Origin of the sequence: Teredinibacter haidensis (genome assembly GCF_014211975.1) — a bacterium.
GTDB classification, from domain to species: Bacteria; Pseudomonadota; Gammaproteobacteria; order Pseudomonadales; family Cellvibrionaceae; genus Teredinibacter; species Teredinibacter haidensis.
In genome coordinates this window covers 3,932,851-3,951,416 of record NZ_CP060084.1, presented here as the reverse complement: position 1 = coordinate 3,951,416, position 18,566 = coordinate 3,932,851, and the positions used below count along the sequence as shown (strand labels likewise).

The window sequence follows — 18,566 nt, the reverse complement described above, 5'->3', positions numbered from 1 at the left end:
CTTTTGCTTTTGCGTTGTGAATTAGTTGTCCTTTTTAGCCTTGGGGCTGTTTTGTTGCACCCACTGGCCTCGTTCAGCACTTATAATGGACTCGCAATTTTCTGCTAGTGTATTAAAGGCGTTGTCGTGGTGCTCGTAAATACCCGCACAAATTTTGTATTGCGCTAAGTGGGATTTTAGATCTTCACAGGCGGCGCGAAATTTCACCCAATTTTCCTGCATTTTAAATAAACTCAATATCCCTCCAGAAACAGCAGACGCTCCACCGAGTATGGCAATAAGTGGGCCCGTATCGTAATCGATTGCGCTAACGACCGGTACCAGCGCGGCGGTTACAATTGTCAGCGTTTGCCAGCAGTGATACTGAATGCGATTATTGCCGGCCTTTTTATCGTACCAGGTAATATGAAATTGCAGGCGATTGGTAATATAGTCGTGCTGTGCACGTGACAATTCTTCAGGATCTTCCACCGCCTCGTACATACGGTTAAAGTTTTGCCGTTTAATGGCATAGGATTCGCCGCCTGCGGGGCGGTCAAAAACGAGATAGTCGCCTGCCGCATAAACGGTGGAACCTTCAATGGTTGATATTTCGCCATCACCTACGGCTTCTTCTGCCCAAACGGCTGCGGTTTTTTCATACTGGCCGGGGCTTATCTCTTGATAGCATTCCCGAAAATAGTTTTTTTCTACGGTATAGGTATCGCCACTATTGTTGACCAGCCAGTCACCAGCATTGCAATGTTGATCACCATCCCATTTCTTGTAAGCGAAGCCGCTGCAATCCAAATCGATTTGTACAGCGGTCACATGAAAGTTGGGGCGCTTTTTATACTGGGTACGTTTGCTCATCAAAGTTGTCCGACAGATTCTTCTACGTCTTGAGTTTTATACAGGCGCACAAGTCGCCAGCCATTAGATTTGGCGCGAAGAATTTTAATTAAAGCGCCTTTTTGTAATTTACCGACAATAGTTTTACTCGTGGAGGCATCGGTATCGTTGCGCAAGTTAAAGCTTTTGGGAGCCGCAACGATATCGCCCTTTTTCCCCTGTTTCAAATAAACCCAACCACCTTTATCGGCAAGTGTGAGCTGAATTACGGTATTTGGATTAACTTTCGTACCGGCTGACGGTACCATCTCAAATATTTTCCCGTAATTCTCATTCCAACTTCTGACAGAGTGAACGACAGATACATTTAAATTTAGCTCTTCCAGTCGTTGTCTAGCGGCGTCACCATCCAAGCCAATAACGTTGGGAATTTCAATTTTGTCCTTTACGATATAAATATCGATCGGATCTGAATCCTTTACATAGGTATCAAAAGCAGGCAGTGTTTTAAAAACGGTAGTTTCTTCTCCATCGGCGTACTCAATAATGTGTTTGCCAACGGTTAAACCGTCGAAAACAAGCTTTTCCGTCGCTTGCGAATGGCTGAGCCCAACAAGATCGGGAACCTGAATTTTCGCTTTTACAAGGTAGAGATCGATTTTTCCGAAAAAACGTTCAGCGGGCGTATCGATTGAAGGATCTGTGCGTAACACCGTTCCAGGAATAGCGCTATTAGCCTCACTATATTCCTGGTAAATATTGCCGACGTTTAGGAAACCAGAGCTTAGCCTGGACGCAGCGGCTTCAGACGATAATCCATGAACATCGGGAACGGAGACGGACGAAAGGAAATGCTGGTAGCCGAAAAAAAAGCCACCAACTAGCAGCAGCGCGGGTAGCGCGAATTTCAAAATATTGAGAACTGGTGTCGGGGCTTGGAATTTGCGCGCTTTTTTTGCTCTGCGACCGCTTTTGCTGGAGACCGATACGGCGCGGATTTCTGTAACCAGCTTCTCCATGGCTTTATCGTAATCTTCAACGAACTCTATACGCTGCAGGCTGGCAATACGCATGGGAACATCGCAGTCTTCGAGCAGCACTGGAATAATATGCTTACCCTTTTCCAGAGCGTAACCCCATTCATCACTAACGTTTTGGGAAACGATGGAAGCTTTGGAAAGCATAATCAGGATTTTATCGCTTTTTTGAATACCTTCCTGGATCTGCATATCCCAGCGGGAGCCGGTGCCAATATCATCCTTGTCTATCCAGACATCAATACCGCGACGGGTGAGAGATTTCTTTATACGTTGTACCGCGTCTTCGTCGCGACGGGAATAGCTTATAAATACATCAGACATACTCACCTCCTTATGATTTTGTCGATCGAGGTTAATAGCGATGGTTGACCCTGTCTAGACAATAATGTGCTGGCGAGAGCTTCCGGCGCCTGTTTCAACCGAGCATGGGCCTTGGGGTTTTAACGCATTTAACATGTGATTCGAAAAGGACATAAATCAGTGGCAAAATAGCGGTCATAACATTTTCGTTAGATTAAGGATTTCCCATGCTCGATATCGTGATTCTCGCCGCCGGCAAAGGCACCCGTATGCGCTCTTCCAAGCCTAAAGTGCTACACACACTGGCTGGCAAGCCGTTTGTATCCCACGTTATCGACCGTTCGCATGAGATGAAAGCCGATGCTATCAAGGTTGTGATTGGACACGGCGCGGAACAGGTCGAGCAGCAGTTGGCGGCGCCCGGTATAGAGTTTGTCGAGCAAACTGAGCAGTTGGGCACCGGACACGCCGTACAACAGGTTTTACCGCTGTTACATGCGCAGGCCACCATTTTAATTCTCTATGGTGATGTACCTCTGATCAAAACCAAAACGCTGGAAGAGCTTGTCGCGAAGGTTAGCGATAGCAGTATGGGTCTGCTCACTATCGAGCTGGAGGACCCCATGGGCTATGGCCGAATCGTACGAGAAAACGGTGAGGTGGTTGCGATTGTGGAGCAAAAGGATGCCACGGATGAGCAATTGAACATTGCTGAAATTAATACCGGTGTTATGGCCGTGAAAGGCCAGCATTTGTTGGAATGGCTGCCCGCACTTAGCAACGACAATGCCCAGGGTGAGTACTACCTTACCGATATTATCGCTATGGCGCGCAACAGCGGAATTAGCGTCCAAACTACGCAGCCCGAAAGCGAGGGCGAGGTGATGGGGGTCAACAACCGTATGCAACAGGCCGAGCTGGAACGTATCTACCAGCGAGAGATTGCCGAGCAGTTAATGGTTGAAGGTGTCACGTTGCTCGACCCTGCCCGCTTTGATTGTCGCGGTAGCTTAACGGTGGGGAGTGATTGTGTTGTCGACGTGAACTGCGTATTTGAGGGTAAGGTCACGCTTGGCAACAACGTTCATATCGGTCCCAACTGTATGCTCAAAGACACCACGGTTGGTGATAACACTCAAATTCATGCCAATAGCGTACTGGAAGATTCCGAACTGGAAGCTAGCTGTAATATAGGCCCCTACGCTCGCTTGCGGCCTGGTTCGAAATTGGCCGAAGGTGCCAAGATAGGAAACTTCGTCGAAACCAAAAAAGCAGTGATTGGTAAAGGTAGCAAGGTTAACCACTTAAGCTACGTGGGCGATGCCGAGCTGGGTGAAGGGGTTAACGTTGGTGCTGGCACCATCACCTGTAATTACGATGGTGTAAATAAACACAAAACATCCATCGGCGACGGTGTCTTTGTGGGCTCCAACACTGCTCTGGTTGCGCCGGTATCGATGGCAAAAGGCACAACTATCGCCGCCGGTTCGATTGTAACGCGCAATAGCAAAGAGAATGAGCTGGTTGTCGCGCGCAGCCGCCAGCAAAACCTACCCGGATGGAAGCGGCCCACAAAAAAATCCTAGCAGCTTGATGAAGAGCGTGGGCGAAGCCGTCAGCGCGAGAAAAATAGGGCGAAAAGCGAAATTTATAGCAAATAGATGAGCATTTTGATCCCATTTTTCAACGTGGTGGTAACGCTGATAATGGTCCTGCAGCCTGCTAGTCGGGCTTTACCTGCGCAGTCTTAGGTGCCGATTCCGGAGCGATAAAAGGGTTTTCCAACGTAAAAATTCGGTTTTGTTGCTGTGGTAGTCGGGCTGCCAGGTCTGCGTAGTAGCGATCAAAAAGAGCCTCAAAAGAACCATCCAGTTTGGCCTTCGCCAAACCCTCTTCGAGCCTTGCAGCCAACTCTGGTTGGTTGCGATTGGTCATAAACACAATGGGGAAAGGGTAGAATATCAAGATGTCTTTCGCTGCGGTGACCTTGTATCTGGCTACGGATTCAGGTTTCAACAGCGAATCGATTTCAATAACACTCATCGGTACATAATCAATACGCTTGTTTGCAAGCATCGCCAGCAAAAAGGGCGTGGTGCCTGAATCGTTAATGGCAAAGCCGTTATGGCGGTAGATATGAGTATCCACCCACATACTACCCTGCCCCGCGACTCGCATTTTAAGCGCATCTACCGTGTAAAGCTGATCAAAAAACGCACTTTCATTTTGGCGGATAATCAATTGGCGGTAGCCTAATAAATTTTGAAGAAGTGGAAAGCGTACGGCCTCGTTAAGGTCGGCATCAGTGAAAAACGTCGCGTTTTCATCTACCCAAGGCGCGACTCGGACGTTAATTAACGTTCCGGTGTTAACCTCTCGCATTGCTCGCGCGGCACTGAGGTGACGTTTGATTCGATGAGCGTGATAAGGGCCGTAAGTATCGAGCGTTTTGTCCAGCGCTAGGTTTAGCAGCTCAAATTGATAATCATCGCGTTCCGGCGTTTGGCCCCAGTCCCAATAGCGGTATGTCATGGGGGTTGTTTGGTCATCCTCCGCAACGGAATGCAGAGTGACTGGCCAAATGAGAATCAGTAGAACCGCCAGACAGTTTCGCGTTGTATATTGCTTGGCTAAGCGTAGATAGAGGTCTTGCAAAGGGGTTTCCGTGGTTAATAGTGAATGGTTTTATTCCTATTCGCGGTAAATTTATTGTTTTAGCTATTGGTCACTGGTCTTTCTTCCGGTCGCTTCCCAGTAAAGAGCTAATAGCCATTTCATTTTAGTGGTTATTGGTGGCAGATCGAAACAAAGCGCCTAAAGGTTTGTATTTTTACAGGATTTTCGCGCCATAGGGTAATTTTATTGGGATCAAATGTAGCTGATTAGCTCCACCGGGGGGCTTGTGGTCCAAAAAGACGCGATAAATGGCATCAGCTTGCCAGTTAAATTTTTTTTTTGTTATAACGAATACACGCCCTACTCTGCATAAATGCTGGAGCGAACAAGCGCCTTATACGCTACATTACTAGACATTTAAACTTAATTTAGGTGCGAGAGGCCAAAAATAATCTTTTTAATATCAGTCACATAGAGCCAAAATAACCGGCACTTATTTTATTACATGTAATATTTTCTTGCGTTACATGTAATATATTTACTTCTCACATGTAACGAAATATAGTGGGTCATATGAAAGCAAAATCTTCCGCCTATTATCAACGAGAGTATCGTCAACGCCTTAGGGGTATGGGGTTGGTCAAAAAGGAGGTTTGGATACTCCCGGAGAACGCGAAGCAGCTAGCTGCGGCTGAGAAGCTACTTCGGCAGAAAAATAGAAAGCCGATTATGGAAACAGGAGACGATGTTATGACAACCCGCCTTAAAATCTGGTCAACCGAAGCTCTAAATGAAGCATTGGAGAAGGAGGATTTATTTGCCAGTGGTGCGGCGAGTTTGGAGTTGATTGGTGGCGTAGAGCCCGCCTTACACTTGGTTATGCACGAGTATGGAGATCTACCGCTGTTTCTAACCGTTGCCGGTGAGCAAATAATTATTGAGGCCGTACTGTGGTCAACAGAGGATGTGTCTGGCTTATCTAGCTTTAATGACACTATATTGCGTACCCATAAATACTTTCCACTCTCGACCATTAGCCTCGATACACTAAGTGACGGCAAAGACTACTATCAAATGTTCGGTGCTTTGAGCGCGACCTCGATTATGCCGAACGTTATTTTCGAAATTGAAACTTTGGCTTCAAACGTGATTAACGCAACAGAAGCCTATAGCAACTATTTAGCGACCCCTTTGGAAGTCAAAGGGTAAAGGAGAAGCACAATGAACATCTGGGCAAAAATGATTACAGCCTTACGCGGTGGGATTTACGAAGCGGGTGAAGCGGTTGTCGACAACCAGGCATTGCGCATTCTCGATCAGGAAGTACGAGATGCAACTGACGAGATAAATCAATCACGAGAAGGGTTGACTGCGATTATGGCCAGACAAAAGCTGGCCGAGGAAAGAATTGGGCAGTTGCAACACAGTATTAAAGAGTACGAAGGCTACGCTGTAAAAGCGCTAGAGAAGAGCGATGAGGCTTTGGCGATTGAGATCGCCGAAAAAATAGTCGGATATGAAAACGAGTATCTATCAGAAAATGAAGTGGCAACAGACTTTACCAAAAGTGCAAACGATTTAAAAAGAGCCATTAAACAGGCAGAGCAGGATATAAAACGCTTGAAACAACAGATCGATACAGTTAAAGCGACGGAGAGTGTTCAGCGTGCGCAGGCCGCTGTTGCCGAGCGAGATAACGGTTCTAATTCAAAACTGCGAACAGCAATGGATTCGCTGGCGCGTATAAAAGAGAAGCAGGCGCTAAAGTCCGCCCAGATGGAAGCTGCATCGGAACTAGCAGATGAAATACAGGAAGATACTCTGCAGAAAAAGCTGGAAAAAGCTGGGATTGCGCCTTCAGTTAGCCGCGCAGCCGATGTGCTGGAGAGGTTGAAGAAAAAAAGTAGAAGGTAAAGATGCTCCGGTAGCAAGGCATCTCAAAATAAATAGCTGTTATTTTAACCAGGGACGGCAAACGTTTGTCAAGAATACCATTTATTCGATTAGACAGCACAAGGATCAATATAATGAAATAAGTTGCCTTTAAACTTCCCCACATATATGGCGAGGACGCGAAATTTATTGAGCGTCGTACCCTGTGGCCTAGAGCAGCGATCTATTTTCGTAGCACCATGGGAAGTTGGATTGGGTACCGCATTTTATGTTCTGTTGGCTAAAGTTTGGTAGTAGGTGTATCTATATCTTAGCGCGACTATAGTCTTTAATCAGCTTGGTCCCGCGAGCAGCCACTATTGATAATAATAACGGTTAGTCATCTATACATCCGGAGAAAGTAATGTTTGCAATATTTTTTACTGAAGCGATGGATCCTTTCTATGCAATCTGTTCTTCCTTTCCAACAGTGATTTTTACAGTTCTTCTGATCTTTTGCGTGCTTTACTGGGTTCTCGCCGTTTTGGGCCTAGTCGATATAGATTTTTTGGACTTTGATATATCCGATGATATCGATCTAGGTGATGAGCTAAATAATCTCAACGTAATGTCGGGATTGTTACTGAAATTGGGCCTCAATGGTGTGCCGTTTACCATCGTAATGACAATGATTGCGTTATTGGGATGGATGATCAGCTTTTTCGTGGTCTATTTCTTATATCCATGGGTCCCTGGTGTAATACTCGAGTTCCTTGTGGGTATTCCGGTACTCGTAGGTAGCACCTATCTGGCGGCAATGTTAACTGCCGCGATGATTAAACCACTTCGCCCAATTTTTAAGTCGGCCAACCAGCAGGTGGAAAAATCCATTGTTGGACAAATTGCCATTGTACGTACCGGTCGCGTAGACCAAAGCTTTGGTGAGGCAACCGTAGAAGATGGTGGCGCGGGCCTAATTGTTAAGATTCGATCTTATAAAGATGAAACGTTCAGCCGTGGTGACCATGTTGTACTACTAGAATATCTTGCTACAGAAAATATCTATAAAGTCATTTCCGAAAATGACTTTATAGGCGAATAAAACAATAGAGCAATAAGGAGATTTACCATGCCAGACCATTTACCACTGTTCACCATGATTGTTATTGGTGTAGGTATATTTTTTATCTTAGTACTGGGTATTATGGCCCTGTTCAAAGCCTTCTACATAAAGGTAGAGCAAGGCGTTGCGCTGATAAAAAATGATCTTAGTGAAAAGCCAAAGGTGTTTTTTACGGGATCTTGGATATTACCTGTTATCCATAAAAAAGAGTTGATGAGAATTTCTCTGATCACTCTGGAAGTAGACAGACGAGGAAAAGAAGGTTTGATCTGTGCCGACAATATGCGAGCAGATATTACCGTTGCGTTCTACTTGCGAGTAAATGAGACACCTGAGGATGTGCTAAAGGTAGCAAAATCACTTGGTGCCGACCGAGCGTCTGACAAAAATGCTGTTCATGAGTTGTTTAATGCGAAGTTCTCTGAAGCACTAAAAACAGTAGGTAAACAAATAGAATTCGTAAAATTATTTGAAGATCGACAGCAGTTTCGCGACAAAATAATTGAGGTGATAGGTAATGATCTCAATGGCTATGCGTTAGAAGACGTAGCGATTGACTATTTAGAGCAAACGCCAAAGTTAGCGCTTGATCCTGCCAATATTCTGGACGCTGAAGGTATTCGTAAAATTACCGAGCTAACCGCGACTCAAAATATTAAAACCAATATCTTTGAGCGCGATGAAGAGTTGGCCATTAAAAAGAAAAACGTGAGCACCGTGGAAGCTATGCTGGAACTTGAGCGACAGCAAAAAGATGCAGAAGCTCGTCAGCAACGTGAAATTTTGACAATTCAAGCGCGAGAAACCGCTGAAACAAAACGCGTTCAGGAAGAAGAGCGTAAGAAAGCTGAAATGGCGACACTTCTTGTTGATCAGGATTTGAAAGTTCAGTCCGAAAATCAGCAGCGTGAAATTGAAGTGGCTGAACAAAACCGTCAGCGTGCGGTGGTGATTGAAGTTGAGAAAGTAACCCGTGCAAGGGATCTAGAGGTCGTATCTCGGGAGCGAGAAGTAGAGCTACAGCGAATTGAAGCAGAAAAGGCAATAGAGGTTGAGAAAAAGGAAATTGCTAATGTTATTCGCGAGCGAATTTCAGTAGACAAAACGGTGGCAATCGAAGAAGAGAAAATTAAGGAAGTTCGAGAAGTTTCAGAAGCTGACAGGGTTAAGCAGGTACAGGTACTAGCCGCTGAAGCTACAGCCGAAGAAGAAAAGGTTAAAATTGTCAAAGAAGCGGAAGCGGAAGAATTAGCGGCTAAGCATAAAGCTATGGAAATTACCACACTCGCCCAAGCTGATTTGGAAGCGGCAGCTAAAACAGCGGATGCAAAGAAAAAATTGGCCGAAGGTGCTCAGGCAGAGCAAGCGGCTTCTGGGCTTGCTGAAGCCAAAGTTCAGGAGGCCAAGGCCGATGCTCTGGAAAAAGAAGGCTTAGCAGAGGCGCGAGTTATTGGCTCTAAAGGTGAGGCAGAAGCGTTGGTAATTGCCCTTACTGGTGAATCTAAAGCGAAAGCGGTACGTGAAACCGGGATTGCCAAAGCAGATGTTACCCGCCAGCAATTTAAGGCCGAGGCCGATGGTTTGGTGGACAAATTCGAAGCGATGGGCAGTATGAGCGATAAGGCGCGCGATCACGAAGAGTTCCGAATGACGCTAGAAACCGCCTTCAACGAGGCTGTGGCAGCTATTGAAGCCGGTAAAGAAATTGCGAAGGAAAATGCAGAAGTACTGGCAACTGCACTGGGTAAAGCGCATATCGACATTGTTGGTGGTGAAGAGCACTTCTTTGATAACTTTGCGAAATCTCTGTCTATTGGTAAAGCCGTAGATGGACTCGCAGGTAAAAGCGCCACCATTGCTACTCTACTAGAAAAAGTCATGGCGATGTCTGCTGGAGCACAGGCGGCGGGTAGTCGCGATGTAACGCCGCAGTAGATAACCGCTGCCCGTAAATGAGCGACAAAGTTGCTCGTTTACGGATAATTCCGATAAAAATAAGAAGAGGGCTAACTGGGTGGACAAACACAAGCACTTTTTAAATAAAGATGTTGGCGTTGCTTCCGCCATAGGTGCAGGGCTTGGTGCTCTGCACGGAAGCAAAAATAATAATGTCGTAGGAAGCGTTTTGCTAGGCGCCGGTATTGGTGCGTTGGTTGGCTTATTGGGCAAAAGCTTAAACACGACAAAAGAAACCGAAGAACGCCTACCGGTACAAGCAGAGAAAGAATAAAACTAGGGAAAAATCATGGCGGATGATCGTCAACTACAGGACAACAACGAGATACTCGTCGATAAAGCTGTTGCAGAAGGCGGTGCGTACGAGGTTATTAAAAAACGTTTGCTCGATCAGGGGGCAACCCTTGAGCAAAAAGCACGCTCTTTAAACGACGCTCGCTTAAGTGAGTTTGGCAGCACAGATATGACAGTCGCGGCACGCGTACGTGTTCGCACAGAAAATAATTGTATTGCTCGAGATATTGTTCAGGTGGGTGATTATCTCCTGTTTGGATATAATGTCTTTATTGGGTTAAAAAAAGAAACTCATGTAGAAGATGTTTTTGCGCTTTTTTCCATAGAGGGAAGCAGTAAGAATTTGGAGCTGGCTGAGAGGCCTATCGCTCGCTCGTTTTTGGCCGACAGTCGTTTTAATCAAGATTTTTCCGAACTTTATCGTTACTACAAAAATACAAAGCTTTTAGAGGTTACCCAAAAAAACGGGAAACTGTTAATGGGCTTTCAGATTGGCGAACGCCTTGAAGATATTCGCGTTTTTCGCTGGTCGGTTTCGCCTGATGGCAATAAAGTGGACTATATCGATAACCGAGGGGAGCGGGATATTCAGCTTCCGGCGGCGTATGATTTTGAATGGATAGAAGCAACGCGTGACGATACGGTACATGGCAAACATCCCCATGTGAATATTTTGGATACGGTATTTGTCGAAACTGTTGGTGGTGATCTTACCGTTAAGATAGAAAACAATACCGAAGACGGTTTGGGTATTTATCGTGAAAATGTTGAAGACAAAACCCAGTCGATTGATGATGCAGACTATTTTTATGCGCCCCTTGGCGATCTGATACTAATCAAAATACTGCCCTACCGCGAGGAGATCTGGCGCTACTTCGTATTTAACACAATTACCTCAGTGGTTAGTCGTATCGATGCAATTGGTGCGTCCTGTGTTCAGCTACCGGAAGACCACGGTATTGTGTTTCCCGGCGGTTACTATTTGCAGGGAGGCGAACATAAAACATTCGACGAACAAACCGACGGCCTGCGCTTCAAGCGAATGATTCGCTCGCCGAATGGCGAAGATGTTCTCTATGTTTTTTACGAACCCGTTGAGGGGGTCGTGGGTCTAATGTCGTACAACATGATCGATAAAAAGCTGGCGAACCCAATTTTCGGCCATGGTTATGCGCTTTCCAGTTCCGGTCAGCTCGTTATATTTTCTGCCGAAAAAGAGCCCACCCGTATACATCCAATGCAAATTTGGCATACGCCTTATGTAAGCGATGAATTTGCCAGTAAAGCGCCCACCAGCCAAACATTCCTCGGGCGAATTGGTAATGCCCCCTTGGTGCGGGGTATCTCTGATTTACTCAGCGTTTGCAAAACGATTGGTAACCAATCAGTATCGGTTCGCCTGTATGAAGAGTTGGCAAAGGCTTCACTGAAGGTTTTTGATAATCACTATTGGCTAAGCGATGTTGAAACAGAAATTGCTGAACTAAGCGTAATTGGGGAAACCCTGCGCGATGTGGCTGATACTGCTGAATTGGCCATTGATGAATTTGCGAAAGTTGAGAGTATACGCAATCAGTCTGGCAGTGCGCTCAATAATGCGAAGGAAAAACACAAAGTATTGGTAGAAAGAATTCGCTCAGCCTCCTGGGAAACAGCCGAAGAATATGTCGATGCCTTAGATGAGCTACGCCAACATTCCGGACATTTGGCCACCATTAAATCCTACCGGTATATTGATACGGGCGCTATCGATAACATGGAAGAGCTGCTAACGGAAGTGCAAGACCAGCTCAGTGAGCGTACGGTTGAATTTCTGGCGAACGAAAATGCTCTGCAACCCTACTACCAAAAAATTGAGACTCTCAATCAGGACGTTAGCGCTGTTAGTACCATTGCAGAGCTACATCCTATTATTGAGACAATTGAAAAAACAGCAGCTGGTCTGGATTTGCTCTCAGAGTTGCTATCAACATTAAAAGTAAACGATGCGACACTTCGTACTCGGATTATCGACGCGATTTCTGAAGTGTATTCTAGGCTGAATCAGAGCAAGGCCGACGCCCGACATAAACAGAAAAATCTAGGCTCTGCCGAAGCTATAGCAGAGTTTTCTGCACAATTTAAGCTCTTTACCCAAAGTATTACCAATGCCTTGGGCATGACCAATTCACCGGAAAGCTGCGACGAACAAATGTCTCGCCTTTTAGTGCAGCTAGAAGATCTGGAAAGTCAGTTCAGTGAATTCGATCAATTTCTTGCCGATATCATGGCCAAGCGGGAGGAGATTTACGAAACATTTGAAAGCCGTAAGCAGCAATTACTGGACGAGCGAGAAAGACGTTCGCAGTCTATTGCGGATGCGGCGAACCGCATATTGGGGAGTATTGAAAAGCGTTCAACGAAATTTACAGAAGCGGACAAATTGAATACATATTTTGCCAGTGATCCCTTGGTACAAAAAATCAGAGATTTCGTTAAACAGCTTCGCGAACTAAATGCTGCTGTGAAAGCAGATGATATAGAAGCAAAATTTAAGGCAGCAAAAGAACAGGCTTTGCGGGTTTTACGCGATAAAACGGATATCTACGAAGGTGGTGGTACCGTTATTAAGCTGGGGCCGCGGCACAAGTTCAGTGTTAACACCCAGGAACTCGATCTTACGATTTTACCAAGGGCGGATGAGCTCAATATCCACCTAACGGGTACGGATTTTTTCGAACCGATCGATAATCAGCAATTGAAGGCCTTGCAGCCCTACTGGCAAGTGACCCTGGAATCTGAAAGCGATGAAGTCTGTCGAGCGGAATACTTGGCGGCGTCAATTCTCCGTAGTGCCCAGCAGCGGGAAGACGGACTAAGCTTGAAACAATTGTACACCGCCCTATTAGATGAAAAATCGCTGCTAACATTGGTGAGAGAGTTCGCAACACCGCGTTATAAAGAGGGCTATGAAAAAGGTATTCACGACCACGATGCGGTAAAAATACTACAGCGATTGCTGCCAGCAATGGATGCGGCTGATCTACTAATTTTCGATCCTAAGTCTCGGGGTATCGCCCAGGTTTTTTGGGCCAATATTCAACACATCTCCCGACAGCAAAAAAATAAGCGCTTAACGTTCGAAACCTGGATGGAGCGAGCTCAGTCTGCTGTGCGCATGCGCGAGCAATTCACCAGTGCAGATGCGCACGAATTACTGGTAGAAGAAGTTCATAAGGCAATGCAGCAATTTCTAGTTCAACATCCGATTGATGTCGCCCCGCTGGAGCTACGGCGCGCAGCAGACTACCTCGTCAGTGAGTTGGGACGCGAACGCGTGGCCTTTATCGGCTCAAAATATGCTCGTGAGCTTGCGGATGAACTTAAGCGAACCTTGGATGACGATAGTTGGCGACGATTCCAGATAGCGCTGGAAAAAATGATGGGCTGGCCTGGCGAGCGATGGAATCTCTCTTGCGCTTGGTTAAGCGCGTTGGTGAGGGATAAGCAGCTGAACGACTTCCAACGCTATATTCCGGAAGCTGCTGCGCTGATAAATGCCGATGAGCGGTTGGATCGCAGATTTACTGAGGTGGATCTTGAATTAACTGTCGACGGTTTGATGGGAGAGCATAAGCGTATTCAGAACCGTAGACTGGCGATAGCGGTAGACGAATTTTTTACGCGTCTGGATCATCACCGTACAGTCTTTGTTACCGGCTACAATCAATATTTAACAACCCGCCAAGCCATTATTGCAAAAGAGCGAGCTGCGCTTAGGTTAGAGGAGTTCAAACCTCGTCCCCTAAGTTCCTTTGTGCGCAACCGGCTTATCAATGAAGCCTATCTTCCCATGATTGGGGACAATTTGGCCAAGCAAATGGGAACGGTTGGCGAGAATAAACGTACGGACCTAATGGGTCTGTTGATGATGATATCCCCTCCCGGTTACGGTAAAACCACGTTGATGGAATATGTCGCCAATCGACTGGGTTTAATTTTTATGAAAGTCAATTGCCCTTCCCTAGGCCACGATGTTTTATCGCTGGACCCAGAGCAAGCGCCTAACGCAACCGCACGGCAGGAGCTACACAAGTTGAATCTGGGTTTGGAAATGGGTAACAACGTGATGTTGTACCTGGACGATATTCAACACACTCACCCGGAATTTTTGCAGAAATTTATTTCTTTGTGTGATGGAACACGCCGTATTGAGGGGATTTGGAAAGGGAAAACCAAAACCTACGATATGCGAGGTAAGAAATTCTGCGTGGTCATGGCGGGAAACCCCTATACGGAATCTGGCGACCTCTTCAAAATACCCGATATGCTGGCCAACCGAGCCGACATCTATAACCTCGGTGACATTCTTGGTGGTATGGATGAACAGTTTGCGCTTAGCTATATTGAAAACAGTTTAACATCCAACCCTGTATTAGCTCCGCTGGCAACGCGTGACATTAAAGATGTCTATCTGCTTATCGAGCTTGCTCAGGGTAAGGAAGTAGCGACGACTAATCTAAGTCATCAGTACAGCGGTGCGGAGATTAACGAAATTGTCGATGTGTTGAAAAAGCTTTTCGTTATTCGTGATGTAGTTTTAAAAATCAATCAACAATATATTATCTCCGCCGCACAGGCTGATAAATATCGTACCCAGCCGCCATTTAAGTTGCAAGGTAGCTATCGCAATATGAATAAAATGGGTGAAAAGCTATCTGCGGTTATGAATAGCGAAGAGCTCATGCAGCTTATTCAGGACCACTATCTTGGTGAAGCGCAATTGCTCACGGCGGGTGCAGAGGAAAATTTACTAAAACTGGCAGAGTTACGCGGTAATATGACCGCAGACCAAGCGGCTCGCTGGACACAAATTCAAGCAGATTTTTTGCGTAACAAAGCGATGGGTGGTGATGATTCAGATACTGGGACGAAGGTTGTAGCACAACTGGTGGATCTAGTTGCTGGTGTGAAAGGTATCGCAGAAAATACAGAAAGTCGATCAGCAAGGGAGGCCGAGCCTTCACAGCAAAGCCGAGATAGTAAATTACTGAGCAATGCCCTGGGAAAATTTAGCCAGAGTTTACAGGCTTTTGCCGAATCCCATAGCAAAATTGAGCCGCCCCAGGTGAGTGTTGTTAATCAGCCCGTTCCAGGGATCGATCAGTTGCTACGAGTATTGGCGGATACCATCGAAAACAGTATCTTTCCTTTAGTGCGAAGTATGGAAAAAAAACTGGAAATCGATTTGCGTACGCATGAAAAAATGGGTGAGGTTTCAGTACAATTAAGAGAGCTAGAAAAAATGGCAACCAAAAAGCAGCTGTAAGTGATGCAAGTAAGAATAAAGGTAATTTTGTGGCTGGTTATTGTTCTGGTTGGAGTGCATCTTGCCAATAGTGTTGTAGACGGGAAGTTATTACAATTTGGCATTTTACCCGGAAATACTAGCACCCTGCCTTACATATTTACGGCACCATTTTTACATGGGAGCTGGGCGCATCTAGCCAACAACTTAATTGGATTAATCGTGTTCAGCGCCTTATGTCTACTGCGGGGAATCCGCTTCTATGTGTTGAGCAGTCTTTTCATCATTACGGTTACGGGCAGCCTAGTGTGGATCCTTGGCCGACATGCGATGCATATCGGCGCCAGTGGTTGGGTATTTGGTTTGTGGAGCCTTTCGATAGCCACGGCGTGGTTCGATCGAAAATTCTATAACATTGCGATTGCGCTCTTCGTCCTATTCTTTTGGGGTAGTATGATCTTGGGTGTTTTACCCAATGATCCGCGTATTTCATTTGAATCACATCTATTCGGTGCGGTTTCGGGTATTGTTTGTGCTTACTTTTTGGTACGACGCAGAGGACGAAAATGACACTAACCCTAGGTGAACTTGAGCAAGAGCTACGCTTCACATTCGAAGATCTACGGCTTTCGGGCAGTGAAAAGTCTGTACTGAAATCAACAATGCAGGCCCTGAACGAAGAGCAAAAACGATTTATGCATAATAAGTGCTTCGATCTATACCGAGAGCATCTTGCACATGCTATTCAACGCGCAGCCCTAGAAGAGCTGCCCGTCGCTGCGAAATGGTTGGAGCGAACGTTAAAAGCGATAGGTTCTACCGACAGCTATCCGTCGCCGAACAGCTACTTTAGCCCCGGCGAAGCCTGTCGGAAAGCTATTATCGATACTTGCCATGAAACTAAAAAACAGATGGCGATTTGTGTGTTCACCATTTCAGATAATCATTTAACCAACGCTATCGTTCGTGCTCATAACCGAGGTGTAAACGTTCGAATTATTACTGACGATGATAAATCGTTCGATAAAGGCTCAGACATTCACTACCTTGCAGAGCAGGGAGTCCCCGTGAAACTGGATAACAGTCCGCATCATATGCACCATAAGTTCGCTATTTTCGATCAACATAAATTATTAAATGGCAGTTTTAACTGGACGCGCAGTGCCAGCGAAAAAAATCAAGAAAACCTGATGCTGAGCTATCACCCCAAAGCGGTTCAGGATTACCAGCAAAAATTCGAACAACTTTGGAATACCTATAAGGAGATACGTTAATGAAATGTTGTAATTGCAAGCATGTAGATTTGGAGCCAAAAGAACTAGAGCATGGCTTGCTTGCTGCGGTTTGCCCCAGTTGCCACTCATCGCTTCTGCCATTGATGAACTACCGGTATTGGTCTGAACGCAGTCATGAGGTCAGCAATATTTCTACGGAATTGGCCGAAGAAACAAGCGGTGCCAAGCAGTGTCCAAAATGCCAGCGCTTAATGTCGAAATTCAAATTGGGCGTAGCCACAAAAATCGCTTGGAGTTGTGCGGGCATTGTGATGAAGTGTGGTTGGATACGGGTGAATGGGATTTGGTAAAGAAGCTCGATCTACACGAAAAGCTCTCTTCGGTATTTACCGATGCGTGGCAGCGAAATATTTTAAAGCAGCGAGAAGCCAGTTCACTCCGCGATCATTACAGCCAGGTATTGGGTGAAAAAGATTTTGAAAAAGTGAATGAATTTAAACTGTGGTTAGATAAACACCCGAAAAGAGCAGAAATTAAACACTATATAACCATCAATTTTTAGATATATGTTATGGCAGGAAAAATTTTCTAAGAAAGAGTGCGCGTAATACGCACTCTTTCTGTTTAACGCTATTTTAGTTTTGTAATCCCCAATGATTTCATCACCCAACGCTCAAACACCGGTTCGCTAACCCCCGTGCGAATCTTGCGCAAAAAATACTTTTCGAAGGCAATTTTTGCCAAGTGAACCCATTTGCCAGATTTCATCCAGTTGACATTGCGTGGTGGAATTTGTGGCATGGCAACGAAAGCGATACCGTTGTCACCCATGTCGGCAAGACACACCGCATTCCAGGTGGCTTCAGCCGTTTCTTCTGAGCCATCTAATCTTGCGCGAATATTGTGTGCTGTGGCGGTAACCATACTTTCAATCATAAAGCCGGTTTTTGGAACGCCAGTGGGGACGGGGGTTGGCTTATTCGGGGCAATGGCTACAGCAACGCCGATTCCCCAAATATTGCGATAGGTGGGGTTGCACTGATGCTTATCCACAATAATAAATCCGCGGGGGTTTACCAATCCGTCTAGATCTCTGACGGCATCAATGCCGGTGAACGCGGGCAGCATCATCGCGTGGCCAAATGGCAATTCGTGGCGTTTTTTGTCTTCGCCATTTTCGTCGCACTCAATAACATGCATCAGGCCAGCTTCGACTTTTTCGACTTTGGCGTTACAGATCCACTGGATATGATGTTTGCGCAGCTCGGATTCCAGCATGGCTTTACTGTCACCCACACCATCCAAGCCGAGATGACCGATATAGGGTTCTGGAGTAACAAAGGTCATAGGAACCTGGTCGCGAATTTTTCGCTTACGTAAATCCGCATCCATAATAAATGCAAATTCATAGGCGGGGCCAAAGCACGAAGCCCCCTGCACTGCGCCTACCACGATGGGGGACGGGTTTTCGCAAAAGCTGAACCAGCTATCTCGTGTTTTTTCGGCATGGTCAACATGGCAAACGGATTGGGTAAAGCCTTCCGGGCCAAGCCCCTCTATCTCGTTAAACGCGAGTTTAGGGCCTGTTGCGATTATCAAGTGGTCGTATGTAAGGGTGTCGCCGTTTTCGAGTGAAAGCTCGCTACTTTCGGGGTTAACGCGGGTGACCTTGCCAATGACAAGCTCTATGCTGCGTTTTTTCAACGGGTTACAAAGGGGAACTGTAATGTCTTCCCGCTTCCGCCAATCTACAGCTACCCAGGGGTTTGACGGAACAAAATGGTAGTAGTCTTTATCGCTTACTAAAATAACGTTGTCTTCAGCGCGGGCGAGATCTTTCATTTCGTACGCCATAGGCATACCGCCTAAGCCGCCACCGACAATTACGATAGTTGCCATATCCAGCACTCCTCTTTCTATATTGAATGGTAAGTTTTACCAGAGGTCTTCGATACGGCTAATGGGCCTGAGGTCTATTTGAATGTTAGCAGAAACTAAAATATTAGTGCGTA

Annotated in this window: 14 protein-coding genes; 10 read left to right on the top strand and 4 right to left on the bottom strand. The window is 45.9% G+C overall.

Annotated features, from left to right (window positions below; translation table 11 throughout):
- Positions 1-21: 21 nt before the first annotated feature.
- Both H5715_RS15950 and H5715_RS15945 read right to left on the bottom strand, forming a co-directional pair.
- A complete protein-coding gene (locus tag H5715_RS15950) occupies positions 22-852 on the bottom strand; it encodes a DUF4231 domain-containing protein (protein WP_075184781.1) in 831 nt (276 codons plus the stop codon).
- Positions 852-2,192, bottom strand: a complete 1,341-nt coding sequence (locus tag H5715_RS15945; RefSeq protein ID WP_075184782.1) for a TIR domain-containing protein — start codon at positions 2,190-2,192, stop codon at positions 852-854. The genes H5715_RS15950 and H5715_RS15945 overlap by 1 nt, the downstream gene beginning before the upstream one ends.
- Before the next feature lie 206 nt (positions 2,193-2,398).
- On the opposite strand from H5715_RS15945, the gene glmU reads away from it, so the two are divergent.
- On the top strand, positions 2,399-3,757 hold the full coding sequence (glmU, locus tag H5715_RS15940) for a bifunctional UDP-N-acetylglucosamine diphosphorylase/glucosamine-1-phosphate N-acetyltransferase GlmU (RefSeq protein ID WP_075184783.1): 1,359 nt from the start codon (positions 2,399-2,401) through the stop codon (positions 3,755-3,757).
- Positions 3,758-3,893: 136 nt separating this feature from the next.
- On the opposite strand, the gene H5715_RS15935 is transcribed toward glmU, so the two are convergent.
- A complete protein-coding gene (locus H5715_RS15935; RefSeq protein WP_075184784.1) occupies positions 3,894-4,826 on the bottom strand; it encodes a type 2 periplasmic-binding domain-containing protein in 933 nt (310 codons plus the stop codon).
- 534 nt (positions 4,827-5,360) lie between these two features.
- Between H5715_RS15935 and bacA the strand changes: the two genes are divergently transcribed.
- The 9 genes from bacA (at position 5,361) to H5715_RS15890 (ending at position 17,116) form a co-directional block, all read left to right on the top strand.
- The gene (bacA, locus tag H5715_RS15930; protein ID WP_075184785.1) at positions 5,361-5,996 is read left to right on the top strand and encodes a biofilm formation regulator BacA; all 636 of its coding nucleotides are present in this window, start codon (positions 5,361-5,363) and stop codon (positions 5,994-5,996) included.
- Between the two features lie 12 nt (positions 5,997-6,008).
- Positions 6,009-6,701: a PspA/IM30 family protein gene (locus H5715_RS15925; RefSeq protein WP_075184786.1), complete on the top strand. Its 693-nt coding sequence runs from the start codon at positions 6,009-6,011 to the stop codon at positions 6,699-6,701.
- A 382-nt stretch (positions 6,702-7,083) separates the two neighbouring features.
- Entirely contained in the window at positions 7,084-7,761 is a 678-nt protein-coding gene (locus H5715_RS15920) for an OB-fold-containig protein (RefSeq protein ID WP_083607943.1), read from the top strand.
- Positions 7,762-7,788: 27 nt separating this feature from the next.
- Entirely contained in the window at positions 7,789-9,717 is a 1,929-nt protein-coding gene (locus H5715_RS15915; protein ID WP_075184787.1) for a flotillin family protein, read from the top strand.
- A 79-nt stretch (positions 9,718-9,796) separates the two neighbouring features.
- Positions 9,797-10,012 carry a hypothetical protein gene (locus H5715_RS15910; RefSeq protein ID WP_075184788.1) on the top strand — a complete coding sequence of 72 codons (216 nt, stop codon included), beginning with the start codon at positions 9,797-9,799 and terminating at the stop codon, positions 10,010-10,012.
- A gap of 15 nt (positions 10,013-10,027) precedes the next feature.
- Positions 10,028-15,340, top strand: a complete 5,313-nt coding sequence (locus H5715_RS15905; RefSeq protein ID WP_075184789.1) for a DNA repair ATPase — start codon at positions 10,028-10,030, stop codon at positions 15,338-15,340.
- A gap of 3 nt (positions 15,341-15,343) precedes the next feature.
- Positions 15,344-15,889: a rhomboid family intramembrane serine protease gene (locus tag H5715_RS15900; RefSeq protein ID WP_075184806.1), complete on the top strand. Its 546-nt coding sequence runs from the start codon at positions 15,344-15,346 to the stop codon at positions 15,887-15,889.
- Positions 15,886-16,593: a phospholipase D-like domain-containing protein gene (locus H5715_RS15895; protein ID WP_075184790.1), complete on the top strand. Its 708-nt coding sequence runs from the start codon at positions 15,886-15,888 to the stop codon at positions 16,591-16,593. The genes H5715_RS15900 and H5715_RS15895 overlap by 4 nt, the downstream gene beginning before the upstream one ends.
- Before the next feature lie 190 nt (positions 16,594-16,783).
- The gene (locus tag H5715_RS15890; RefSeq protein WP_139309731.1) at positions 16,784-17,116 is read left to right on the top strand and encodes a TFIIB-type zinc ribbon-containing protein; all 333 of its coding nucleotides are present in this window, start codon (positions 16,784-16,786) and stop codon (positions 17,114-17,116) included.
- A gap of 68 nt (positions 17,117-17,184) precedes the next feature.
- On the opposite strand, the gene H5715_RS15885 is transcribed toward H5715_RS15890, so the two are convergent.
- Positions 17,185-18,453 carry an NAD(P)/FAD-dependent oxidoreductase gene (locus H5715_RS15885; RefSeq protein WP_075184791.1) on the bottom strand — a complete coding sequence of 423 codons (1,269 nt, stop codon included), beginning with the start codon at positions 18,451-18,453 and terminating at the stop codon, positions 17,185-17,187.
- Between the last annotated feature and the right edge of the window lie 113 nt (positions 18,454-18,566).

Bases quoted from the DNA above. Each gene is read 5' to 3' on its own strand.
- H5715_RS15950 (WP_075184781.1), bottom strand. From the start codon at position 852: ATGAGCAAACGTACCCAGTATAAAAAGCGCCCCAACTTTCATGTGACC.
- H5715_RS15945 (WP_075184782.1), bottom strand. From the start codon at position 2,192: ATGTCTGATGTATTTATAAGCTATTCCCGTCGCGACGAAGACGCGGTA.
- glmU (WP_075184783.1), top strand. From the start codon at position 2,399: ATGCTCGATATCGTGATTCTCGCCGCCGGCAAAGGCACCCGTATGCGC.
- bacA (WP_075184785.1), top strand. From the start codon at position 5,361: ATGAAAGCAAAATCTTCCGCCTATTATCAACGAGAGTATCGTCAACGC.
- H5715_RS15925 (WP_075184786.1), top strand. From the start codon at position 6,009: ATGAACATCTGGGCAAAAATGATTACAGCCTTACGCGGTGGGATTTAC.
- H5715_RS15920 (WP_083607943.1), top strand. From the start codon at position 7,084: ATGTTTGCAATATTTTTTACTGAAGCGATGGATCCTTTCTATGCAATC.
- H5715_RS15915 (WP_075184787.1), top strand. From the start codon at position 7,789: ATGCCAGACCATTTACCACTGTTCACCATGATTGTTATTGGTGTAGGT.
- H5715_RS15905 (WP_075184789.1), top strand. From the start codon at position 10,028: ATGGCGGATGATCGTCAACTACAGGACAACAACGAGATACTCGTCGAT.
- H5715_RS15900 (WP_075184806.1), top strand. From the start codon at position 15,344: ATGCAAGTAAGAATAAAGGTAATTTTGTGGCTGGTTATTGTTCTGGTT.
- H5715_RS15895 (WP_075184790.1), top strand. From the start codon at position 15,886: ATGACACTAACCCTAGGTGAACTTGAGCAAGAGCTACGCTTCACATTC.
- H5715_RS15885 (WP_075184791.1), bottom strand. From the start codon at position 18,453: ATGGCAACTATCGTAATTGTCGGTGGCGGCTTAGGCGGTATGCCTATG.